A 20953-nucleotide genomic window follows, 5' to 3' on the forward strand; every position below is an offset into this window, starting at 1 on the left:
ACCGCCCGTCCCGCCAAGACGCCGGAGGACTCCCGGGTCGTCCTCGCCCACATCATGAGCGAGCACGACACCAACCTCTACGGCACCATCCACGGCGGCGTGATGATGAAGCTCATCGACGACGCCGCGGCCGCCGCCGCCGGGCGGCACGCCGACGGCCCGGCCGTCACCGCCTCCGTCGACCGGATGACCTTCCTCGCCCCCGTGCGGGCCGGAGACCTGCTGAGCGTCGAGGCCGGGCTCGAACGGGCCGGGCGGACGTCGATGACCGTCGGGGTCCGGGTGACCTCCGAGCGCTGGAACAGCACCGGCCCCGCCACCGAGGTGGCCACCGCCTTCCTGACCTTCGTCGCCGTCGACGCCGACGGCACCCCGCGCCCCGTCCCGGTCCTCGACACACCGCTGCCCGGCCCGTCCTGACCGGGCGGGCCGCCGCCCCGGCCGTGCGCGCGCACGGCCGGGGCGGCGGTCTCCTCGCCCACGAGTGTCGGACCCGGACCCCGCCGACCGCCCGTGGCCCGGTGCCCGGCCGGCGCGGGGCGTTCCTCCGGGCGGAGCTGCGTGGCGTCGAAGCGGTTCATCGTCCCCGACGGGGTCTACGACGACTTCGTCGCGGGGATGCGCCGCGCGTTCGAGGCGCTGGTGTCCGGCGACCCGGCGGACGAGGCGACCACGCCCGGCCCGCTCTCGTCGGAGCAGGCCGCCGCCGGCCCGGTCGAGCAGATCCGCGAGACGGTGGACCAGGGGGCCGAGCTGGTCACCGGCGGCCACCGGATCGACCGCCCGGGTGCCTTCGTCGAGCCGACCGTCCTCACCGGCGTCAAGTCCGGGATGCGGGCCTACGCGGAGGAAGTCTCGGCCGCGCCGCCGTGATCCACCGGGTGGCCGACGAGGACGAGGCGATCGCCCTCGCCGACGACGGCCAGTACGGTCTCGGCGGCTCCGTCTTCTGCGCCGACGCGGAGCGCGGACGCCGGGTCGCCGAGCGGATGGAGACCGGCATGGTGTGGGTCAACCACCCGGCCTCCACCCGGCCCGACCTGCCCTTCGGCGGCATCGAGCGCTCCGGTTACGGACGCGAGCCGTCCGCGCTCGGCATGCGGGAGTTCGTCCGCCGCAAGCCGGTGCGCGTCCTGCCCGCCGACGCGGAGCTCGGCGGCATCGCCGGCCGAGTCCCCGGGCCCGGCGGTCCGGGCACCGGCCGTGCCACCGCCTCCGCGGACCGGCGGCGGCCACGTACGCTGGGACGTGCGGCCCGCCCGGAGACTTCCGCCATCCGGTCCCCGGGGCGGCGGGGCGAGAGTTCCGGCCAGTACAGCCGACATGATCGAGGAGAGCGTGAGGCGAGTCGAGGGCGCGACCGGTACGGACCCGGAGGCCTGGTCCGCCGGCCTGCACCGCATGTGGCTGGCCGCCCAGGACGCCCAGGACATCACGGACATGGCCCGGCACGTCTACTCCCTGATGCTGGCGGAGCGGGGCGTCGTCGCCGTGACGGGAAGCCGCTGGGACGGCGGCAGCCTGCGGTACGTGCGGCGGCTGACGGCCGACGGCGCCACCGCGGTGGCCACCACGACCCCTCTTCCCGGCAGCGTGCGGACCGGGCCGGGCCGGCCGCCCGCCGGAGGCGGGGAGGACGCCGGGAACCGCGCGCCGGTGCACCTGTACGAGCACGACCTCACGACGGACGACGAGGGGTTCGCACCCGAGGGGGCCCTGCTGGCCGAGGCGGGCGCGCGCCGGGCCCTGGAGGCCCGCTTCTCGCTCGGGGGCGACGACTGGGCGTCCTTCTCGCTGGGGCTGGGCGGGCGCGAGGAGGCCGATCCCGTCCTGCCGACGCGGCTGCTCCAGCTGAGCGAGGTCCTGGTGGCCGGCAACCGGCGGGTCCTCGAACACAGGGCCGCGGAGCGCCGCCGGGTGGAGGAGGCGTTCCTCGCCGAGGCGTCCCTCCAGATGGACGCCAGCCTCGACGCGCGGGAGACGCTGGAGCGCGTCGCCCGGCTCGCCGTCCCGGCGGTGGCGGAGGCCTGCGTGGTGCACCTGCGCCGGCCGGGCGACCTGCTGTCCCCGGTGGCCACCGTGCACGTGGCGGCGGCCGTGCAGCCCTGGCTGCACGGAGTGGCCTCGGACGACCCGTGGCTGGACGGGGCCCTGCGGGCCGCGGCGGACCTGCCGCACGGCACCCTGCTCACGGGCGAGGCCCTGGAGACGTCCGCGTTCGGGCCGCACGGCGAGGGACCGGGCCGGGCCGTGCGGGCCGTGAGCATCAGCCCGCTGCGGGCGCGCGGGAAGTTCCTCGGCACGCTGACGTTCGTCTACCACCGTCCCGAGCGGGAGATCGTCGACCTGCGGGTCCTCGACGACCTGGCCGGCCGGGCGGCGCTGGCCATCGACACCACCACCGCCTACGAGCAGCGCCGCCGCAACACCGAGCAGCTCCAGCGGCACCTGCTGCCGGGCTCGCTCCCCGACTGGCCCGGCGTCGGGCTGACCGCCGCCTACGAGGTGGCCGACGACTCCCTGGAGGTGGGCGGCGACTTCTACGACGCCGTGGTGCGCCGGGACGGCGCGCTGGCCCTCTTCGTCGGGGACGTGTGCGGCCGGGGCGCCGAGGCCGCGGCCCTGGCCGGCCTGGCCCGGCACACCCTGCGCGTCCTGCTGGAGGACAAGGCGCCGCCGGGCGAGGCGCTGAGCCGTCTCAACAGCGTGCTGACCGGCCAGCAGGCCGCGCGGTTCGTCACCGCGTTCGTCGGCGTGCTCACCCCGGACGGCGACGGATACGCCGTCGAGGCCGCCTCGGCCGGGCATCCGCGTCCGCTGATCCGCCGCGCGGACGGGCGGGTCGAGGAGGTCCGGGCGTCCGGGATGCTGCTGGGAGTGGTGCCGGACGCCCTGTACGAGCCGGGGAAGACCGCGCTGGAGCCGGGCGACGCGCTGGTGATGTTCACCGACGGCCTGTCGGAGGCCCGCTCGGCGGACGGGACGATGTTCGAGGACGTACTGCCCGATGCGGTCCGGGAGAGCTGCGGAGACGGGAGCGACGCCGCCGGGCTGATCGCCCGCGCGACCGCCTTCCGGGCCGTGGGCGACGACGACACCGCGGTGCTGGTCGCCCGGGTGGAGGAGGAACGGGTGGAGGACACACGATGAGCGGCGTGCCGGAGACGACGGACGAGCGGCGCCCGGCCCGCGACCGGATCCTGGTCGTGGAGGACAGTCCGGAGGACGCCGAGGCGATCGAGCGCGCGCTGCGCCGCACCCACCCCGACCTGGCCCTCGAGTTCACCGACCGCGGAGAGGGCCTGGTGGACGCGCTGCTCGCCCGCGAGGACCTTCCCGGGCTGATCCTGCTGGATCTGAACATGCCCGGCATCGGCGGGCACGCGGTGCTGGAGCGGATCCGCTCCCGGCCGGAGCTGGGCGCGGTGACGGTGGTGGTCTTCACCTCCTCCACCGCCCCCGCCGAGGTCGACGCCTGCTACGCGGCGGGAGCGGACAGCTACGTCTACAAGCCGGTCAACTTCGCGCTCTTCCAGACCGTCCTGAAGGGCGCCGTCGACTACTGGCGTCAGGCCGGGTCCGGCTCGGAGCTCCCGAGCGTGAAGTAGAACGCGGTCCCGCCGCCGGGGACGGCGTCCAGCCAGATGCGGCCCCCGTGCCGTTCGACGATCCGCTTGACCAGGGCGAGGCCCACCCCCGTCCCCCCGCCGTGCTCGCCCGGCCCGTGGAGGCGGCGGAACAGGTCGAAGACGTCGTCGCGCCGGTCCGCCGGGATGCCGATGCCGTTGTCCCTGACGACGACGGTCAGCTCCGGCCCGGCGGACGCCCCCGGGGCTCCCCCGGCGGGCGGGACCGGGTGGCGCTCCACGGTGACCTCGACCCGGCGCTCCCCGTCCGGCCGGGCGTACTTGGCCGCGTTGACCAGCAGGTTGACCAGGATCTCGTCCAGCCGGTCGGCGTCCGCCCGGACCCGGGGCAGCGTCCCCCGGACCACGGTCACCCCCTGCTCGGCCAGCCGGGGCCCGGCCACCTCCAGGGCCGCGTCCAGGGCGCTGCCGAGCTCCACCTCGCGGACCCGCAGTCCGGCGCGGCCGAGCCGGGCGTAGTGCAGCAGCGAGTTGAGCAGCTCGTCCATGCGTCCGGCGAGTCGCTGCATGGTCCGCAGCCGGCGCAGCGTGACCTCGTCGAGCCCCTCCCCTGCGTCCTCCATGGCGAACGTCGCCGCGTTGGAGATGCCGCGCAGCGGCTCCTTGAGGTCGTGGGCGGCGGCGTGGGCGAAGGAGTCGAGGTCGACGTTGCGCATCCGCAGCTCGTCGTTGATCGCGTCCAGGACCTCGGCGTGCCGCAGGACCAGGCCCGTGAGGAGCCGCCACAGCTCCTTGGCCGCCACCCGGTCGCGGACGGTCCAGGGCAGGCTCCGGCCGCGTACGGTGGCCCGGAAGACGGCCCCCGAGCCGCGCGGCGTCAGGCGTTCGCCGCGCGGCCCGACCCGTACCGGCGCCGAGGGGTCGGCCGCCCACTGCCGCGGCATCGGGCGCTCCGGACGGCGCCAGGCGATGTACTCCCCCGCTCCGGACAGCGGCACCACCAGCACCCCGGCCGGTCCTCCGTCCGCCGCTTCCGCGCCGCCGCCCGGCCCGTCCTCCTCGGCCAGCCGGTCGGTGCACCAGGGCACGCCCGGCGTCAGCAGGCGGGCCCGCTCCTCCAGCGCCCGGAGCAGGCCGGGCCCGAACGCCTCGCCCGCGCCCAGGGTGCGTTCGGCCCGCCGGAGCACCACCCCGTCCGCGTCGAGGAGCTCCATGAGCGGGCCGCCGCCGTCGCCGAGGCCCTCCTCCAGGCGTTCCCGTTCGAGCGCCTCGGCCACCGCCGCGGAGCGGGCGGTGGACTCCACGTGCGCGTCCGCGCGCTCGCGCTCCTCGATCGCGGACAGCTGGAGCGAGAACGCGGCGCCGAACATCTCGCACGCCGAGCGCACTTCCGGGGTGATCCGCGCGGGCTCCGCCCCGTGGCAGGCGATCAGCCCCCACAGGTGCCCCTCGCGCAGCACCGACACCGACATCGAGGAGCGCACGCCGATGTTGCGCAGGTACTCCAGGTGGAATCCGGAGACGGTGCGCAGCGCGGCCTGCGACAGGTCCAGGGGCGCGCCGGTGGCCTCCCGCACGGGCGGGTGCAGTCCGACGGCGGCGTCGTCCACGTCCCCGATCACCCGGATCCAGTTCTCCCGGTACAGCCTCCGGGCCTGCGGCGGGATGTCGGTCGCCGGGAACCACAGGCCCAGCCACGGTTCCCAGTCCTCCCGGACGTCCTCGGCGACCACTTCGCCCGGGCCGTCCTCGCCGTCGAAGCGGTAGGCGACCACCCGGTCGAAGCCGGTCAGCGCCCGCACCTCGCGGACCGCCACCCGGCAGCAGTCCTCCGTGTCCCGCGCCGACCGCAGCCGGGCCAGCGCCCGGCGCACCCCCTGGTAGAACCCGCGCGCCTCGGCGCCGTCGGCGCCGCGCGGTTCGAACTCCATGATCAGCAGTCCGTCCCGGCGGTGGGCGGACACGTCGAACCGGTGGCCCGGGGCCGTCGCGTCGTCCGGCAGGGCGAGCGCGGCGGGCGTCCCTCCCTCGTCGCCGGCCGCCTCCAGCGCCTCCTCGAAGGCGGCGGCGGACACCAGGCGCGTCACCGGCCCGCCGACCAGGTCCACCGCCTCCACGCCGAGGAGGGCTCCCGTGTTGTGCGCGGCGACCTCGACCACGCCGGTCTCCGGGTCGACCGCCACCAGCGAGCCGGAGGACTGCACGCCGCCGAGCAGGTGGATCGGTTCGCGTACGCACCGCGTGAGGTCGAAGCCCCCTTCCGCGGCCCCTTCGGCCTCCTGCGCCCGCCGCGACAGCCATCGCTGTTCCACTGGTTCACCGCTCTCCCGGGTCCCGGCCGGAACCTCCGGCCCCGGACCCGGTCCCATCCTCCCCGTTCGCCGCCGGCGGCTCATCTCGAAGGGGGCGCCAGGACGTGCAGCGCGCCCGGCCGCACCCGGGCCGTCACCGGCAGGGCGGCGTCGACCTCGCCGTCGGCGCCGTACGGAAGCGTCCGGTCCGCCTCGATGCGTATCTCCCGGCCGCGCAGGATCTCCACCTGCGGGCGCCGTACGTGCGCCCCGGTCTTCAGTTCGTTCATCGTCGCGAAGAAGTGGTGCTTGGGGGCGTCGCCGATGACGACGACGTCCAGGAGTCCGTCGTCGAGCCGGGCGCCGGGGGCGACGTTCCTGCCGAAGCCGTAGAAGCCGGAGTTCGCCGCCACGACGGTGTAGCCGGTGCGCTCGTGCGTCACGCCGTCGACGGTGACGCGGTAGGCCGCGGGCTTCCACGCGAGGACGGCCCGCAGGCCGCCCGCGTAGTACGACGCCGCTCCCCGCAGCAGCCGCGAGGCGTTCGCGTGGTGGTTGGCGACCGCGTCGACGCCGGCGTACACGCTGCCCAGGACGGAGATCCGCGCGTGTACGGCGGACTCCACCTCGATCGTGTCCACCGGGCGCGGCTCGGCGTCGAGCAGCACCCGCGCGAGGTCCGGGGCGCCGGCGGGCAGGCCGAGCGCGCGGGCGAAGTCGTTGCCCCGGCCGGCGGGGACCAGGCCGAAGACCGTGTCCGTACCGCTGAGCGCGCCGCCGACGCAGCCGGCCATCCCGTCGCCGCCGACCGCGAGCACCACGTGCCCCCGCCCGCCGGCGTCCCGGGCGATCTCCCGCGCGTGTTCCAGGCTCCGGCTGTAGACGGTGTCGAGCCGCGCACCCGCTTCCCGCAACAGCCGGGCCAGCGGGAGCAGGGCCGCCGTGCCGCTGGATCCCCCTGCGGTGGGGTTGACGACGGCGGTGAACTGTCGCATGGGTCAGGCCTCCGAGCGGGAGAGAGCGGGAGAGAGGGGAGCGACGGACGGGCGGGGCGACGGGCGGGCCGTCGGGCGGTCGGCTCCCGGGGCACCGTACGCGGACGCGGTCGGCGGCGGGAGTCCCCGGGGCCGCCGGTCCGCCCGCCGGCCCATGGGGGGAGTCGTCCGCGGACCGGCGGGGGCGGGGTTCAGCGGACGGGGACGAGGACGCCGGGGCTGAGGACGCCGGAGGGGTCGACCTCGGCCTTGACGGCCTGGAGCAGGCGGACGCCCAGGGGGCCGATCTCGCGGGCGTACCAGTCGCGGTGGTCGGTGCCGACGCCGTGGTGGTGGCTGATCGTGCCGCCCGCCGCCAGGATCGCGTCGTTCGCGGCGTGCTTCGCGGGCTCCCAGTGGGCGACCGGGTCCTCGCCCTGCGCCGAGACGACGGTGAAGTACAGCGAGGCGCCGTTCTCGTAGGTGTGGGAGACGTGGCACATGACGAGCGGCGGGGTGCCGGCCTCGGTGAGGGCGTTCGTCAGCGCGTCGCGCACCGCCGTGTGGAGGCCGGGCAGCGCGGACCAGAAGGCCGCGGTCTCCAGGGTCTCGGCGAAGGCGCCGGCGTCGAGCAGGGCGTCGCGCAGGTAGGGCGCGTCGTAGCGGCCGTGCGCCCAGCGGTCGCCGGGCTCCTCGCCGACGTACTCGCCCCCGGCGTCGAGCAGGATCGCGCGGGCGGCGGCGCGGCGGGTCCCGGTCTCGGCCTCGGTGCCCTCGTAGCCGGCGATGGCCATGCAGCCCCCGCCCTGCGGGACGTCGGTGGCGCCGATGGCGTCCGGCTGGGCGAGCCCGACGAAGGTCTCGGTCTCGTCGGAGAGGCGCAGCACGGTGGGGCGCGGGCCGTCCTGCGCGAGGCGGCGGAGGGCGGCGGTGCCCGCCTCGAAGGAGGCGAAGCGCCAGCCCTCGTAGACGCGCCTGCGGGGCAGGGGGCGGATGCGGACGGTGACGGCCGTGATGACGCCGAGGCTGCCCTCGGAGCCGAGGATCAGCTGGCGCAGATCGGGGCCCGCGGCCGAGCGGGGGGCGCGTCCGGTCTCCAGGGTGCCTTCGGGGGTGGCGACGGTGAGGGCGAGGACCATCTCGTCGAAGCGGCCGTACCCGGCCGAGGCCTGGCCGCTGGAGCGGGCGGCGGCGAAGCCCCCGACGGACGCCCATTCGAAGGACTGCGGGAAGTGCCCGAGGGTCCAGCCCTTCGCGTTCAGGAGTTCCTCGACGCGCGGGCCGCGCAGGCCGGGTTCGAGGACGGCGGTGCGGGAGACCTCGTCCACGCTCACGAGCCGGTCGAGGCGGCGCAGGTCGAGGGCGACGAAGGGCCGCTTCGTCTCGGGCGCCAGGCCGCCGACGACGGAGGTGCCGCCCCCGAACGGGACGGCCGACAGGCCGTGCGCGGCGCAGACGCGCAGGACGGCGACCACCTCGTCGTGGCTGCCGGGGAGCACGACGGCGGCGGGGACGTCGTCGACCTCGCCCGCGCGGATGCGCAGGAGGTCGGGGGTGGACTTGCCCCGGGTGTGCCGGACGCGGCTCTCGGCGTCCTCCCGCAGGGCGTCCCCGGCGGCGAGCGCCCCGGCGAGCGCGGTGCGCGCCCCGTCGGTCAGGGGGGAGGGCGGGAGGCCGATCGCGTCGAGGGCCGCCGGCCCGCTCGGGCGGGGGGTGACGCCGAGCAGGTCGCGCAGCAGGCCCGTCACCGCGTCGGGCAGGGGGGCCGCCTTGGCCGGGTCGCCCCAGCCGCTCCACAACATGTCCACTGCGAGGGTTTCCTCTCGGTCTGTTCCACGGACGGTGCTGCCGCTCGGCCCGTACTGGCATTACACTGTGACAGATGACGCCCATTCGTCACAACCACTCGGACCCCGCGGAACCCGGCCGGCCGGAGCGCAGGCGCTCGGACACCGACCTCGTCCTGGACGCGGCACGCGACTGCGTCCTGGCCGTCGGCGTGCGCCGGACGACCCTGACCGACGTCGCCCGGCGCGCGGGCGTGTCCCGGATGACGCTGTACCGGCGGTGGCCCGACGTCCGCAGCCTCGTCGGCGACCTGATGACCCGTGAGTGGACCGCCGTGGCGGCCGGGGCCATGCCGGCCGGGGCCGACGACCGGCCCGTCCGGGCGCGGATCGTGGACGGGCTCGTCGCGGGCGCCGCCGCGTTCCGGGCCCATCCGCTCTTCCACAAGATCCTCGACGTGGACCCCGAGCTGCTGCTGCCCTACGTCCTCGACCGCAGGGGAGCCAGCCAGGAGGCCTTCCTCGGGCTGCTCGTCGCCGCGATCGGGGCGGGCCACGAGGACGGGTCCGTGCGCCGGGCGCCGGTGGACCTCCAGGCCCGGTCCCTGCTGCTCGTCGTGCAGTCCTTCACGCTCTCGCTGCGCACCATGACCGACGAGACCGATCCCGAACTGAACCAGGACGCCTTCCTGGGCGAACTGCGCACCCTGCTGGAGAGGACCCTCACCCCATGACCTCCACGAGCGGCCCCGCCCTGCCCGGTTCCTCGCTGAGCGCCGCGCGCCGCGGCCGCGAGCTCGGCGCGCTCGCCGACGGCGCCGAGGTCGACGTCCTCGTCGTCGGGCTCGGCGCGACCGGCGCGGGCGCCGCGCTCGACGCGGCCACGCGCGGACTCCGCGTCGCCGCGATCGACGCGCACGACCTCGCGTTCGGCACGTCCCGCTGGAGCTCGAAGCTGATCCACGGCGGACTGCGCTACCTCGCCACCGGGCAGCTGGACGTCGCCCACGAGAGCGCCGTCGAACGCGGCGTGCTGATGGAGCGGACGGCGCCCCACCTGGTCCGCGCCCAGCCGTTCGTCCTCCCCCTCACCCCGCTCGTGAGCCGCGGTCAGGCCGCGCTCGCCCGGGCCGGCTTCCTCGCGGGCGACGCGCTGCGGGCCTCGGCCCGCACGTCGCGCCGCACGCTGCCCGCCCCGCGCACCCTGTCCGCGGTCGAGACCCGCCACCTCGCTCCGGCCCTGCGCCCGACCGGCCTGCGCGGCGGCCTCCTGTCCTGGGACGGTCAGCTGAGCGACGACGCGCGCCTGGTCACCGCGATCGCCCGCACCGCCGCGGCCCACGGCGCGCGGATCCTCACCCGCGTCCGCGCCCTCGGACTCACCGGCGACGGCGCGCTGGTCCGCGACGAGACCAGCGGCGAGGAGCTGCGCGTCCGCGCCCGCGCGGTCGTCAACGCGGCCGGGGTGTGGGCGGGCGGCCTCGTCGACGACGTCCGGCTGCGGCCCTCCCGCGGCACCCACCTCGTCCTGCGCGACCAGGACCTCGGCCGGCTCTCCGCGGGACTGCACATCCCCATCCCGGGCGAGGCCAACCGCTTCGTCCTGGTCCTCCCCCAGGGCGACGGCCGGGTGTACGTGGGGCTCACCGACGAACCCGTCGACGGCGAGGTCCCCGACGTGCCGGAGGTCCCCGAGACCGACATCGGCTTCCTCCTCGACGTGCTCGGCTCCGCCCTCGACGTCACCCTCCGCCGCGAGGACGTCGTCGGCGCCTTCGCCGGTCTGCGCCCCCTCCTGGACACGCGCGACGCGGGAGGCCGTACCGCCGACATCTCCCGCAGGCACGCGATCCTCACCTCGCCCGACGGGGTCGTGACCGTCGTCGGCGGCAAGCTGACGACCTACCGGCGGATGGCGCAGGACGCCCTCGACGCCGCCGTGGCCGCCCGCGGCCTGGCCGCGGGCCCCTGCCGCACCGCCTCGGTGCCCCTGGTGGGCGCCGCCCGGCCGCGGGCCCTCGCGGGCCTCGACGTCCCGGCGCGGCTCGTGCGCCGCTACGGCACCGAGGCCACCGCGGTGCACGCGCTCGGGCTCCGGGAACCGGACCTCGCCCGTCCCGTCGTCCCCGGCCACCCCGTCACGCGCGCCGAACTCCTGTGGGCGGTCCGCCACGAGGGCGCGCTCGACGCCTCCGACCTCCTCGACCGCCGCACCCGCATCGGCCTCGTCGCCGAGGACCGGACGGCGGCGGTGGCGGCGGCGGACGAGGCGCTGACGCGGACGGCCTGACGACGGCCGGCCGGGGGCCGTCAGCCCCCGGCCACCAGGTCCTTGAGCGCGGTGTTGAGCTTCAGGACGTTGACGCGGGGCTCGCCGACGAAGCCGAGGACGCGGCCTTCGGTGTGGTCCGCGACCAGCCTGTCCACCGTCGCGACGGGCAGGTGGTTCCTCGCCGCGACGCGGTGGACCTGGAGCGCGGCGTACTCCGGGGAGACGTGCGGGTCCAGGCCGGAGCCGGAGGACGTGACCGCGTCGGCCGGCACGTCCGAGGGCCCGACCGGGTGGCCGGGCACCGAGTTGTCCCGCACGACGGCGGCCTTGGCCTCCGCGATCCACCGGATCAGGTCGGCGTTGTCGCCGGAGCGGTTGGTCGCGCCGGACAGGACGATCGCGTACCTGGTGTTGACGCTGTTGGCGCCCAGGCCGTTGGACGGGCGCGGCTGGAACCAGCGCAGGTCGGGGGCCGGCGCCTCCTCGCCCTCCTCGGGCGGCAGGTCGTAGCGCTGGCCGATGAGCGCGGAGCCGACGACCCTGCCGCTCGCGTCCTCGATCTCCGAGCCGTTGGCCTCGTCGGGGAAGGCGGCTTGGGCGGCGCCGGTGACGGCGAGCGGGTAGAGCACGCCGGTGACCGCGGTCAGGACGAGCAGGGCGCGCAGGCCCGCCCAGAGCACCCGGCCCGTGTTCACTGCTGAGTTGTTCATCGTGGATCAGCCGATTCCGGGGATGAGGGAGAGGAGCATGTCGATGAGCTTGATGCCGGCGAACGGGGCGACCAGGCCGCCGAGTCCGTAGACGCCGAGGTTGCGGCGGAGCATCGCGTCGGCGCCGGAGGGCCGGTAGCGCACGCCCTTGAGGGCGAGCGGCACGAGGGCGACGATGACCAGCGCGTTGAAGATCACGGCGGAGAGGATCGCGGACTGGGGCGAGGCCAGGCCCATGACGTCGAGCTTGTCCAGGCCCGGATGGGCGACCGCGAACATCGCGGGGATGATCGCGAAGTACTTCGCGACGTCGTTGGCGATCGAGAAGGTGGTCAGGGCGCCCCGGGTGATGAGGAGTTGCTTGCCGATCGCGACGATCTCGATGAGCTTGGTCGGATCGGAGTCGAGGTCGACCATGTTGCCGGCCTCCTTCGCGGCCGACGTGCCCGTGTTCATCGCCACGCCCACGTCCGCCTGCGCGAGCGCCGGGGCGTCGTTGGTGCCGTCGCCGGTCATCGCGACCAGCTTCCCGCCCGCCTGCTCCCGCTCGATGAGGGCCATCTTGTCCTCGGGGGTGGCCTCGGCGAGGAAGTCGTCGACGCCGGCCTCCTCGGCGACGGCCTTCGCGGTCAGCGGGTTGTCGCCGGTGATCATGACCGTGCGGATGCCCATGCGGCGCAACTCGTCGAACCGCTCCCGCATGCCCTCCTTGACCACGTCCTTGAGGTGGACCACGCCCAGGACCCGCGCGCCCGCGCCGTCCTCCACGGCGACGAGCAGCGGCGTGCCGCCGGCTCCGGCGATCCGGTCCGCGAGCGCCCGCGCGTCCCCGGCGACCCGGCCGCCCCGCTCCTCCACCCAGGCCGCGACCGAACCGGCCGCGCCCTTGCGGACCTTGCGCCCGTCCACGTCCACGCCCGACATGCGGGTCCGGGCGGTGAAGGCGATCCACTCGGCGCGGGCGAGTTCGCCCCGGTCGGGTCCGCACAGGCCGTGCTCCTCCCGGGCGAGGACGACGATCGAGCGGCCCTCGGGCGTCTCGTCGGCGAGGGAGGAGAGCCGGGCGGCGTCGGCGAGTTCCGCGGCCGTCGTGCCGCGCACGGGCAGGAACCCGGCGGCCTGCCGGTTGCCGAGGGTGATCGTGCCCGTCTTGTCGAGGAGCAGGGTGCCGACGTCGCCGGCGGCCTCGACCGCGCGCCCCGACATCGCGAGGACGTTGCGCTGGACGAGCCGGTCCATGCCCGCGATGCCGATCGCGGAGAGCAGGGCGCCGATGGTGGTCGGGATCAGGCAGACGAGCAGGGCCGTCAGGACGATCAGGGAGGTCTGTTCGTCGGCGCCCGCGTAGATCGCGAAGGGCTTGAGGGTCACCACCGCGAGCAGGAACACGATCGTCAGGGAGGCGAGGAGGATGTCGAGGGCGGTCTCGTTCGGCGTCTTCTGCCGCGCCGCGCCCTCGACCAGGCCGATCATGCGGTCGATAAACGTCTCGCCGGGTTTCGCGGTGATCCTGACGACGATCCGGTCGGAGAGGACCTTCGTGCCGCCGGTGACGGCCGAGCGGTCGCCGCCCGACTCGCGGACGACCGGGGCGGACTCGCCGGTGATCGCCGACTCGTCGACGCTCGCGACGCCCTCGGCGACGTCGCCGTCGCCCGGGATCACGTCGCCCGCCTCGCAGACCACCAGGTCGCCGACGCGCAGGTCGGTGCCGGGGACCCGCTCCTCGCCCGTCCCGGTGACACGGCGGGCGACGGTGCCGGTCCTGGCCCTGCGCAGGGTGTCGGCCTGCGCCTTGCCCCGGCCCTCGGCGACCGCCTCCGCCAGGTTGGCGAAGACCGTGGTCAGCCACAGCCAGGCGGTGATCGCCCAGCCGAACGGGTCCGTGGGGTCCGTGGCCGCCAGGACGGTGGTCACCACCGAGCCGACCAGGACCACGAACATGACCGGTGTCCTGATCATGACGCGCGGGTCGAGCTTGCGCAGCGCGTCGGGCAGGGAGGCGATCAGCTGCCCGGGGTCGAAGAGGCCGCCGCCGACCCTGCGCGCCACCGGCCGGTGGCCGGTGGGGGCGTCGTGCCGGGAAGCCGTCGCGGACGAGGTCGTGGGAGACATGGTGTTCCGCTTCTGCACGTCGATGGTCATGCCGCGAGCCCTTCGGCGAGCGGTCCGAGCGCGAGCGCCGGAAAGTAGGTGAGACCGGTGATGATCATGATGGTGCCGAGCAGGAGGCCGGTGAACAGCGGCTTCTCCGTACGGAGGGTGCCCGCCGTCTCCGGGACCGGCTTCTGCTCGGCGAGCGAACCGGCCAGGGCGAGGACGAACACCATCGGCAGGAACCGGCCGAGGAGCATCGCGATGCCGAGGGTGGTGTTGAACCACTGCGTGTCGGCGTTCAGACCCGCGAACGCGGAGCCGTTGTTGTTGGCGCCGGAGGTGTAGGCGTAGAGGATCTCGGAGAAGCCGTGCGCGCCGGAGTTGGTCATCGAGCGCGCCGGGGTGTCCAGGACGAACGAGGCCGCCGTGAAGCAGAGCACGAGCGCCGGGGTGACCAGGATGTAGCAGGCGGCGAACGTGATCTCGCGGGTGCCGATCTTCTTCCCCAGGTACTCCGGGGTGCGGCCGACCATCAGGCCCGCGAGGAACACGGCGATGACCGCCATGACGAGCATGCCGTAGAGGCCGGAGCCGACGCCGCCGGGCGCGATCTCGCCGAGCTGCATGCCCAGCAGGGTGATGCCGCCGCCGAAGCCGGTGTAGGAGGAGTGGAAGGAGTTCACCGCGCCGGTCGACGTCAGCGTCGTGGCCACCGCGAACAGCGACGAGCCGGCGATCCCGAACCGGGTCTCCTTGCCCTCCATGGCCCCGCCGGCCAGCTCGAACGCCGGGCCCCTGCCGGCGAACTCGGTCCACATCATCAGGGCGGTGAACCCGAGCCAGATGGCGGCCATCGCGCCGAGGATCGCGTACCCCTGCTTCGGCGATCCGGCCATGCGGCCGAAGGTGCGGGTCAGGGCGAAGGGGATGAGCAGGATCAGATAGATCTCGAAGAGGTTGGACAGGGGGCCGGGGTTCTCGAAGGGGTGGGCGGAGTTGGCGTTGAAGTAGCCGCCGCCGTTGGTGCCCAGCTCCTTGATGACCTCCTGGGAGGCGACCGCGCCGCCGTTCCACTGCTGGGTGCCGCCGGTGAACTGCCCGACCTCGTGGATGCCGGAGAAGTTCTGGATCGCGCCGCAGGCCACCAGGACGAGCGCGCCGACCACGGAGATCGGCAGCAGGATCCGGACGACGCCGCGGACCAGGTCGGCCCAGAAGTTGCCCAGTCCACCCGTGCGCGACCGGGTGAAGCCCCGCACGAGGGCGACCGCCACGGCCATGCCGACCGCCGCCGACACGAAGTTCTGCACCGCGAGGCCGCCGGTCTGCACGACGTGGCCCATGGCCTGCTCGCCGTAGTACGACTGCCAGTTGGTGTTGGCCACGAAGGACGCGGCCGTGTTGAACGCCTGGTCCGGGTCGATCGACACGAAGCCGAGCGAACCGGGCAGCGACCCCTGCACCCGCTGGAGCAGGTACAGGAACAGCACGCTCACGGCGGAGAAGGCGAGCACCCCGCGCAGATAGGCGGGCCAGCGCATCGCCACCGACGGGTCCGCGCCGATCGCCTGGTAGATCCACCTCTCGGGCCGGTGGTGCTTCTCCGAGGAGTACACCCTGGCCATGTGGTCGCCCAGCGGCCGGTAGGAGAGGCCGAGGGCGACGACCAGTGCCAGGAGCTGGAGCACACCGGAAAGAACAGGACTCATCTCTTGGCTCAGAACCTCTCCGGCTTGAGGAGGGCGAGGACGAGATAGCCCAGGAGGGCGGCGGCGACGAGCAGACCGACGACGTTCTCGGCAGTCACGGCTTCGTCACCCCCTTGGCGATGAACGCCACCAGCGCGAAGATCGCGACCGTGGTGGCGACGAAGGCCAGGTCGGCCATCGTGAACTCCCGATGAAGAGGGAAAGCGGATTCTCGGACGAGATGAGGAAACGCCCTTTCCAGCCGCCCTCCGCCTTCGTTGACGAGGCCCTTACGCCCCTGGCGCCCCTTTTGACGCGTCCTCTACGCGGAGCCGTTCCCGCGCGGCCCGGGACGCCGGATCGGGACGGCCCCGGGGGACGGCCTCAGGAGACGTAGGCCGCGGGAGGGTTCCAGATGGTGTGGCCCGCCGCCCACCGCCGTACGAACGGCCTCGCCCTCGGGAGCAGCCGCGGCGTCAGCGCCTCCAGGTCGGCGGACGGATCCGTACGCGCCCTGAGCAGCAGCGCCACGGACAGCGGGCACCGGAAATCGCCCGGGAAGAGCTCGTCGAGGATCTCCACGAGGCCCGCGCACAGGTACGTCATCCCCGTCAGGGCGCCGCTCGCCCCGACGTGCCCGACGTCGCTCCCCCGCTCGTACAGCATCCGGAAGGCCCGGTCGCAGCGGACGGCGCCGGACGTGTTCCAGTAGTCCAGGAAGACGTTGTCCAGCCGGGGCGTGTCGAGGTGCGTCAGGGAGTCCAGGGGGTCGCCGAGGACGTCGGCCAGGCCCTCCAGGGCGCCGACGGCCCGGTCGTGCCGCCACAAGTCGGTGTGCGTGTCGCCGAGCACGTCGAAGATCCAGGCCGCGGGAGAGACGGGGCCCAGGGAGTGCGGCGTGCCCGCCGTGTCGAGCATGACCGACAGGACGTTGCTGTGGGCCGCGTCCGGGGGGCCCGCGGACCGGCGGGCCTCGGGGGCGGCCAGGGTCCGGATGCCCGACGCCCCGGTGTACAGGCTCAGGGCCCAGCCGGCGGCGGATGCCCGTTCGCAGCTCTTCGCGATCCGTCCGAGTTCCTTCTCGACGACGGGATCGCCGAGGAGGGAAGCGGTACGACGCCGGGCCCGGAGCCGGTCGGCGGGATCCCTGATCAGGTACGACGCGTTCACGACGAGCCACGCCGCCGAGAGGCCGCGGACCGTCCTTCCGTCCGGCGGCACCGAGGTCAGGTGCTCCCGGGCGACGTCCTCGAACGCGGCCCAGGCCGCTTCCGGGTAGGGGCCCGAGGGCGACAGGAAGCCGCTCAGGTCCCCCGAGCCGGTGGACAGGTAGCTTTCGACGGCGAGCTGCATGAGCAGCCGCATCGTCGGGACGTTGATCCTGACCACGTCGAGCCGGCGGGCCATGAACTCCACGAGCGTCCGCAGTCCCCGCCCCTCGGCCGTGCGCCCCCGCTCCAGCAGCCGCGTCACGACGCGGCTGCTGCCGGCCGTCCACTTGTCGTCCGCCAGGTTCATGCAGATCTGGGCGAGGACCTCCCACCTGCCTCCGGTCAGCTCGGGCAGGAGGTGGTCCGCCAGCAGCTCGGGGGTGCCGCTGTTGCGCGTCAGGTGGAGGGCGGCGAAGTACTCCTGGAGGCTCTGGTGGGTGAACCCGAAGATCCCGGATCCGTCCGTCTCCGTGCCCAGCTCGGTGAAGATCCAGGCACGGCCGCGGCAGAGGTCGACCAGGTCCCCGGCGAGCCGGCGCGCCGCGTCCAGGGCGGGGACCGACTCGTCGGCCATGGCGGCCGCCGCGACCAGCCTGACGTCGGCCTCGGGCATGCCCGCCAGCCACTGCGGGTCGGTGATCGACCGGTAGGCCAGCGCCGCGAGCGTGTGCCGCACGGCGTCCAGGTCCGTCTCGCGGTCGACCGGCAGCCCCTGGAAGTTGTCCCATTCGGCCAGCAGCAGTTCCGCGCACTTCCGGTACAGCTGGGCGCGGCTGCGGGGGATGAAGCGGTGCCCCCGGTACAGCACGCAGATGTACGCCAGGAGCAGCGGATTGCAGCGGAGGTCCGGGATGCTCGCGCTCTCGCGCATGAACGCGTCCGTGACGCGGTCGGGCGGGTCGGGCAGGCGGGAGCCCGCCGCGAACCACTTGGAGACGTACGCGCGGACCTCGCCGTCGTCCAGGACCTCCCCGTCGTCGAACGGCCGGATCCGGAACTCGTGGAAGGTGGAGGCGTCGAGCTTCGCGGAGCCGTATCCCACGATCCGCGACGTGGCGAGGATCCGGGACAGGGGGTACAGACGGCTCGCCGTCTCGATGATCTCGGACGTGCGCCGGCGCACGCTCTCCGACTGCACCTCGTCCAGGCCGTCGAAGAGCAGGAGGGCGGAGCCGTCGAGGAGCAGTTCCTCGACGAACCCCTCCGCCACCTCGATCTGGTACCGGTGGGAGAGCTGGGCCTCGATCACCTTGACCAGCGAGAAGCCCGAGGCGGTGAAGTCGACCTCGCGCATGACCACGTAGAAGGGGACCGCCCGCCCCCGCCGGAAGAGGAACGCGGCCGACAGGGCGCTGGTCGTGGACTTCCCGGCGCCGGGGTCGCCGAGCAGCACGGTCCGGTCGACGGAGTCGAGGAAGGCGTCGAACGGGACGGGGGCTTCCGCGTGTCCGTCGGAGAGGCGGGGTCTGACGAAGATCTCGCTGTGATGGATGCGGCGCCGGTTGCCGAGGTCCGGCAGCGAGATCTCCTCGTGCAGCGCGAACGCCCGCCGGTAGCGCTCCGTCCACTCCTCCCGCTCCCCGGCGGTCGGCCGGTGCGGGCGGGTCAGGGCCGAGCGGTACGAGTCGAGCGAGTCGACGGTCGCCCTCGCCAGGGTGAGGTCCGACCAGTCGAGGAAATCCGTGTCGCCCTTCTGCGTCGCGCGCAGCGACCCCACCAGTCCCTTGCACCTGCGGTGGAGGCGGGTGAAGACGAGTTCCGCGTAGGTGTTCGCGGCGGCGGCGTCGACGCCGGGGAACCGCCTCCGGAAGTGGTCGCGCAGCGCGAGCCCGAGCCACATCACCGACCGGCGCGCCCCTTCGCCGTGGATCTCGGCCGCGACGAGGTGCTGGGCGATCGCGAGGGTCTCCGGGTCCGCGAGACAGCCGAGCACGTCCCGCTCGGTCAGTCCCCCGGGCGGTTCGTCCACCGGGGTGCCCGTGTACGAGGCGGACGGGGTGGAGTCGGCGAGGGAGGCCAGGGTCTGGGCGAGGTTCCTCCTCGCCACGCCCCTGCGGACGAGTTCGCGTTCCACCCGGCTCACGAGGCGCCGTACGGCCGTGCCCGCCAGCCGGCCGTCGACGGCCGCGGTGATGCTCACGCGTCTTCCCCCTCCTCCACCCGCGGCGTCGGCCGCCGGTCACCGTGACGCCGCCGTGCCGCGTCCGTCCGCCCACCGGATCCGAGGCGTCTTCGTCCCCTCCTCGGACCCGGATCTTCGCCCGGGGACCTCAGAAGCCGACCGGGATCCCCAGGAAGGCCGCGACCGCCTGGGCGGAGCCCGTCGCGAGGACCGGCGGCAGATGGGTCCTCGCTCCCTGCCACACCCGCTGCGCCAGTCGGCGGACCCTGCCCTCGTCCGGCTCGGGGCCGGCCAGCTCCGCCCGCAACGCCTCGGCGTCGGCCACGACCACGGTGCGGTGCCCGGCGGGCATGTCCGCGTCGTGCGCGGCGGCGAGGACCTCGCGGGCGAAGTCCGCGAGCTGCCGGGGGTCGTAGCCGAACGCGTTGTGCTGGACGTTGTCCTGTCCCATCTGCGGCGCGCCGCCGTGGACGGTGACGTTCCAGGTGTTCTGGACGCCGGGCCGCTGTTCCGTCATGTCGTCCTCGCAGGGGTCGTGGTGTGCGTACGGGGCGGGGGCACGGGGGCCGGCAGGAGGCGGGCGATCTCGTCGAGGGCCGTCCTGGTGTCCGGGGTCGCGAGGGCCTCGCGGAGCCCCACGAGGAGTTCCCGTACGCGGTCGGGCCGGGGCTCCGCCCGCCCCGCCTCGCGCTCCAGGGCGTCGACGTCCCGGGCGACCCGGTGCCGTGCGTCCTCCGGGACGGTCACCGAGCCCCCGGCCACCTTCTCGCGCAGGGTGCCGGCGAAACGGAGGACCGGGCCGGGGTCGGGTCCGTGAGGGTGCCGGTGCTGGACGTTGTCGTGGCCGATCTGGGGAGCACCGCCGTGGACCGTGACGTTCCAGTTCTGGTGGAGTCCGCCGGGCCGTCGTCCCATCACGTAGGCGCGGACGTCGGTCGTGTCCGTCCAGCCGCATTCGCGCCCGCGCGACGTCAGCGCGATCGCCGTGGGCGTGGCGTCGGCGCGCTCGACGGTGACCAGGCCCTCCTTCTCCAGGAAGTCCACGGCGGTGGCGATCTCGGCGGGGCTCAGGACCGTGTCGAGCACCCGCGCGTGCGGGGAGAGGGCGAACTCCCGCAGTTCCAGGCGGTGGTGCGGGAACTCGTCGACGGCGGCGGTGACCAGGCCGTTGACCGCCGCGTCGTACCGGACGATCGGCCGGTCCCGGTCGCGCAGCAGCCTCTCGGCCCGCGCGACACCGGTCGGGGTCGTCCTCCAGACCATGCCGCCGGTGATCCCCAGCGACTCGGCGAGCCCCGCTTCCCGGAGATGTCCGGTGAGCACCCGCAGCCGGCGAAGGCCCTTCTCCGCCCAGCCGGGCAGCCGATCGACGGCGACGAACCCGGCCGGATCGGCCTCGTTGTCCTGATGCATCGCCACGAGCAGTAAAGCCGCGTCCCGTTCGGTGTCCACCGGCCGATCGTAGGGCGCGGACCGTCCACCGGTCCCGCGTATGGGACAAGCGGTCCGCGGGACCGGCTCTCCCCGGGGGCGCCCCCGACGCGCCCGCCTCCCCCGCCGGGTCCTCCCGTTCGCCTTCCGGGCGCCCGCGGCTCCACGTGTCTCCCCGGCGCCGAGAGGATCACCGCCATGACCACCTCGTTCCGCGGCGACCGGATCCTCGGTGACCGTCCCTTCGCCGAGACCGGTGACCCGGTCGTCGGCGGTCCGTCCGGGACCGGTGCCGGGGGTCTCCACCGGGCCGCCGGCGGAGAGGACGGGGGTCGTCCCCGGGGGGCAGGGGCGGGGCGGCGAGCGGCCGGGCTCGTCCCCTTCACCGGCCGCCGGCGAGGCCGCCCGTCGCCCGGTCCGCGTGGACGACTTCGAGGAAGTGGAGGACGCCGGTGATCTCCAGGACCCTGCGCGTCGAAGGGGACAGGGGGCCGATGAGGACGACCGGCCCGTCCCGGCGCAGCCCGACGAGGAGGTTGACGGCGGACGAGTCGGCGAAGGTCACCTCGCGCATGTCCAGGACCAGGGGCCCCGTCTCGTCTGTCCGCGCTTCCTCGGCCAGTTCGGCCAGGGCGGGAACGGTGTCCGTGTCCAGCTCTCCCCGGCACAGCAGACGACGCGTGCCGGGAACGCGGGAGAACATTGTTCGTACTGTCATCGCGCCTCCTGCGATACGACGGCGGCCATGACCTCTTGTTCCTCCTGCATGATGATCATCCATTT

At 74.6% G+C, this 20953-nt stretch carries 16 protein-coding genes and 2 pseudogenes; 7 read left to right on the forward strand and 11 right to left on the reverse strand.

Annotated elements, in window-relative coordinates:
* Positions 1 to 54 precede the first annotated feature (54 nt).
* The 5 genes and pseudogenes from ACIQKA_RS11180 to ACIQKA_RS11200 all read left to right on the forward strand — a co-directional run.
* Positions 55 to 387 (forward strand): annotated as a pseudogene (locus ACIQKA_RS11180) (acyl-CoA thioesterase); the annotation flags it as partial.
* A gap of 174 nt (positions 388 to 561) precedes the next feature.
* The gene (locus ACIQKA_RS11185; protein WP_402540732.1) at positions 562 to 873 is read left to right on the forward strand and encodes an aldehyde dehydrogenase family protein; all 312 of its coding nucleotides are present in this window, start codon (positions 562 to 564) and stop codon (positions 871 to 873) included.
* 8 nt (positions 874 to 881) lie between these two features.
* Positions 882 to 1061, forward strand: a pseudogene (locus ACIQKA_RS11190) (aldehyde dehydrogenase family protein); the annotation flags it as partial.
* A 277-nt stretch (positions 1062 to 1338) separates the two neighbouring features.
* The gene (locus ACIQKA_RS11195) at positions 1339 to 3150 is read left to right on the forward strand and encodes a PP2C family protein-serine/threonine phosphatase (RefSeq protein ID WP_402540733.1); all 1812 of its coding nucleotides are present in this window, start codon (positions 1339 to 1341) and stop codon (positions 3148 to 3150) included.
* A complete protein-coding gene (locus tag ACIQKA_RS11200; RefSeq protein WP_383154887.1) occupies positions 3147 to 3608 on the forward strand; it encodes a response regulator in 462 nt (153 codons plus the stop codon). The genes ACIQKA_RS11195 and ACIQKA_RS11200 overlap by 4 nt, the downstream gene beginning before the upstream one ends.
* Here the strand turns inward: ACIQKA_RS11200 and ACIQKA_RS11205 are convergent.
* The 3 genes from ACIQKA_RS11205 to ACIQKA_RS11215 form a co-directional block, all read right to left on the reverse strand.
* Positions 3569 to 5956 (reverse strand): ATP-binding protein, encoded by a 2388-nt coding sequence (locus ACIQKA_RS11205; RefSeq protein WP_402540734.1) that lies wholly within the window; start codon positions 5954 to 5956, stop codon positions 3569 to 3571. The genes ACIQKA_RS11200 and ACIQKA_RS11205 overlap by 40 nt on opposite strands.
* Before the next feature lie 23 nt (positions 5957 to 5979).
* Complete coding sequence (locus ACIQKA_RS11210; RefSeq protein WP_383154797.1) at positions 5980 to 6873, reverse strand: diacylglycerol/lipid kinase family protein; 894 nt, start codon at positions 6871 to 6873, stop codon at positions 5980 to 5982.
* A gap of 191 nt (positions 6874 to 7064) precedes the next feature.
* Positions 7065 to 8660, reverse strand: coding sequence for an FAD-binding oxidoreductase (locus ACIQKA_RS11215; RefSeq protein WP_383154800.1), 1596 nt, complete (start codon positions 8658 to 8660; stop codon positions 7065 to 7067).
* Positions 8661 to 8734: 74 nt separating this feature from the next.
* Here ACIQKA_RS11215 and ACIQKA_RS11220 point away from each other — a divergent pair, with 74 nt between their 5' ends.
* A complete protein-coding gene (locus ACIQKA_RS11220) occupies positions 8735 to 9373 on the forward strand; it encodes a TetR/AcrR family transcriptional regulator (protein WP_383446200.1) in 639 nt (212 codons plus the stop codon).
* Entirely contained in the window at positions 9370 to 10929 is a 1560-nt protein-coding gene (locus tag ACIQKA_RS11225; protein ID WP_383154805.1) for a glycerol-3-phosphate dehydrogenase/oxidase, read from the forward strand. The genes ACIQKA_RS11220 and ACIQKA_RS11225 overlap by 4 nt, the downstream gene beginning before the upstream one ends.
* 20 nt (positions 10930 to 10949) lie before the next feature.
* On the opposite strand, the gene ACIQKA_RS11230 is transcribed toward ACIQKA_RS11225, so the two are convergent.
* The 8 genes from ACIQKA_RS11230 to ACIQKA_RS11265 form a co-directional block, all read right to left on the reverse strand.
* Positions 10950 to 11621, reverse strand: coding sequence for a potassium-transporting ATPase subunit C (locus ACIQKA_RS11230; RefSeq protein ID WP_383154807.1), 672 nt, complete (start codon positions 11619 to 11621; stop codon positions 10950 to 10952).
* Positions 11622 to 11627: 6 nt separating this feature from the next.
* Positions 11628 to 13736 carry a potassium-transporting ATPase subunit KdpB gene (kdpB, locus tag ACIQKA_RS11235; protein WP_390108579.1) on the reverse strand — a complete coding sequence of 703 codons (2109 nt, stop codon included), beginning with the start codon at positions 13734 to 13736 and terminating at the stop codon, positions 11628 to 11630.
* A gap of 26 nt (positions 13737 to 13762) precedes the next feature.
* A complete protein-coding gene (gene kdpA / locus ACIQKA_RS11240) occupies positions 13763 to 15427 on the reverse strand; it encodes a potassium-transporting ATPase subunit KdpA (RefSeq protein WP_402540735.1) in 1665 nt (554 codons plus the stop codon).
* A gap of 8 nt (positions 15428 to 15435) precedes the next feature.
* The gene (kdpF, locus tag ACIQKA_RS11245) at positions 15436 to 15525 is read right to left on the reverse strand and encodes a K(+)-transporting ATPase subunit F (RefSeq protein ID WP_383431639.1); all 90 of its coding nucleotides are present in this window, start codon (positions 15523 to 15525) and stop codon (positions 15436 to 15438) included.
* Between the two features lie 265 nt (positions 15526 to 15790).
* Positions 15791 to 18757, reverse strand: coding sequence for an NACHT domain-containing protein (locus tag ACIQKA_RS11250; RefSeq protein ID WP_402540736.1), 2967 nt, complete (start codon positions 18755 to 18757; stop codon positions 15791 to 15793).
* A 130-nt stretch (positions 18758 to 18887) separates the two neighbouring features.
* Positions 18888 to 19256: a hypothetical protein gene (locus ACIQKA_RS11255; protein WP_383154819.1), complete on the reverse strand. Its 369-nt coding sequence runs from the start codon at positions 19254 to 19256 to the stop codon at positions 18888 to 18890.
* The gene (locus ACIQKA_RS11260; RefSeq protein ID WP_383154822.1) at positions 19253 to 20191 is read right to left on the reverse strand and encodes a hypothetical protein; all 939 of its coding nucleotides are present in this window, start codon (positions 20189 to 20191) and stop codon (positions 19253 to 19255) included. Before ACIQKA_RS11260 ends, ACIQKA_RS11255 begins: the two co-directional genes overlap by 4 nt.
* A gap of 361 nt (positions 20192 to 20552) precedes the next feature.
* A complete protein-coding gene (locus ACIQKA_RS11265) occupies positions 20553 to 20888 on the reverse strand; it encodes an STAS domain-containing protein (RefSeq protein WP_391093990.1) in 336 nt (111 codons plus the stop codon).
* Between the last annotated feature and the right edge of the window lie 65 nt (positions 20889 to 20953).

Source organism: Streptomyces sp. NPDC092045, assembly GCF_044756005.1.
GTDB lineage: Bacteria > Actinomycetota > Actinomycetes > Streptomycetales > Streptomycetaceae > Streptomyces.

Excerpts from the sequence above, each read along its gene's own strand:
- ACIQKA_RS11200 (WP_383154887.1), top strand. The coding sequence starts at position 3,147 with ATGAGCGGCGTGCCGGAGACGACGGACGAGCGGCGCCCGGCCCGCGAC.
- ACIQKA_RS11205 (WP_402540734.1), bottom strand. The coding sequence starts at position 5,956 with ATGGGACCGGGTCCGGGGCCGGAGGTTCCGGCCGGGACCCGGGAGAGC.
- ACIQKA_RS11210 (WP_383154797.1), bottom strand. The coding sequence starts at position 6,873 with ATGCGACAGTTCACCGCCGTCGTCAACCCCACCGCAGGGGGATCCAGC.
- ACIQKA_RS11220 (WP_383446200.1), top strand. The coding sequence starts at position 8,735 with ATGACGCCCATTCGTCACAACCACTCGGACCCCGCGGAACCCGGCCGG.
- ACIQKA_RS11225 (WP_383154805.1), top strand. The coding sequence starts at position 9,370 with ATGACCTCCACGAGCGGCCCCGCCCTGCCCGGTTCCTCGCTGAGCGCC.
- ACIQKA_RS11230 (WP_383154807.1), bottom strand. The coding sequence starts at position 11,621 with ATGAACAACTCAGCAGTGAACACGGGCCGGGTGCTCTGGGCGGGCCTG.
- kdpB (WP_390108579.1), bottom strand. The coding sequence starts at position 13,736 with ATGTCTCCCACGACCTCGTCCGCGACGGCTTCCCGGCACGACGCCCCC.
- kdpA (WP_402540735.1), bottom strand. The coding sequence starts at position 15,427 with ATGAGTCCTGTTCTTTCCGGTGTGCTCCAGCTCCTGGCACTGGTCGTC.
- ACIQKA_RS11255 (WP_383154819.1), bottom strand. The coding sequence starts at position 19,256 with ATGACGGAACAGCGGCCCGGCGTCCAGAACACCTGGAACGTCACCGTC.
- ACIQKA_RS11265 (WP_391093990.1), bottom strand. The coding sequence starts at position 20,888 with ATGACAGTACGAACAATGTTCTCCCGCGTTCCCGGCACGCGTCGTCTG.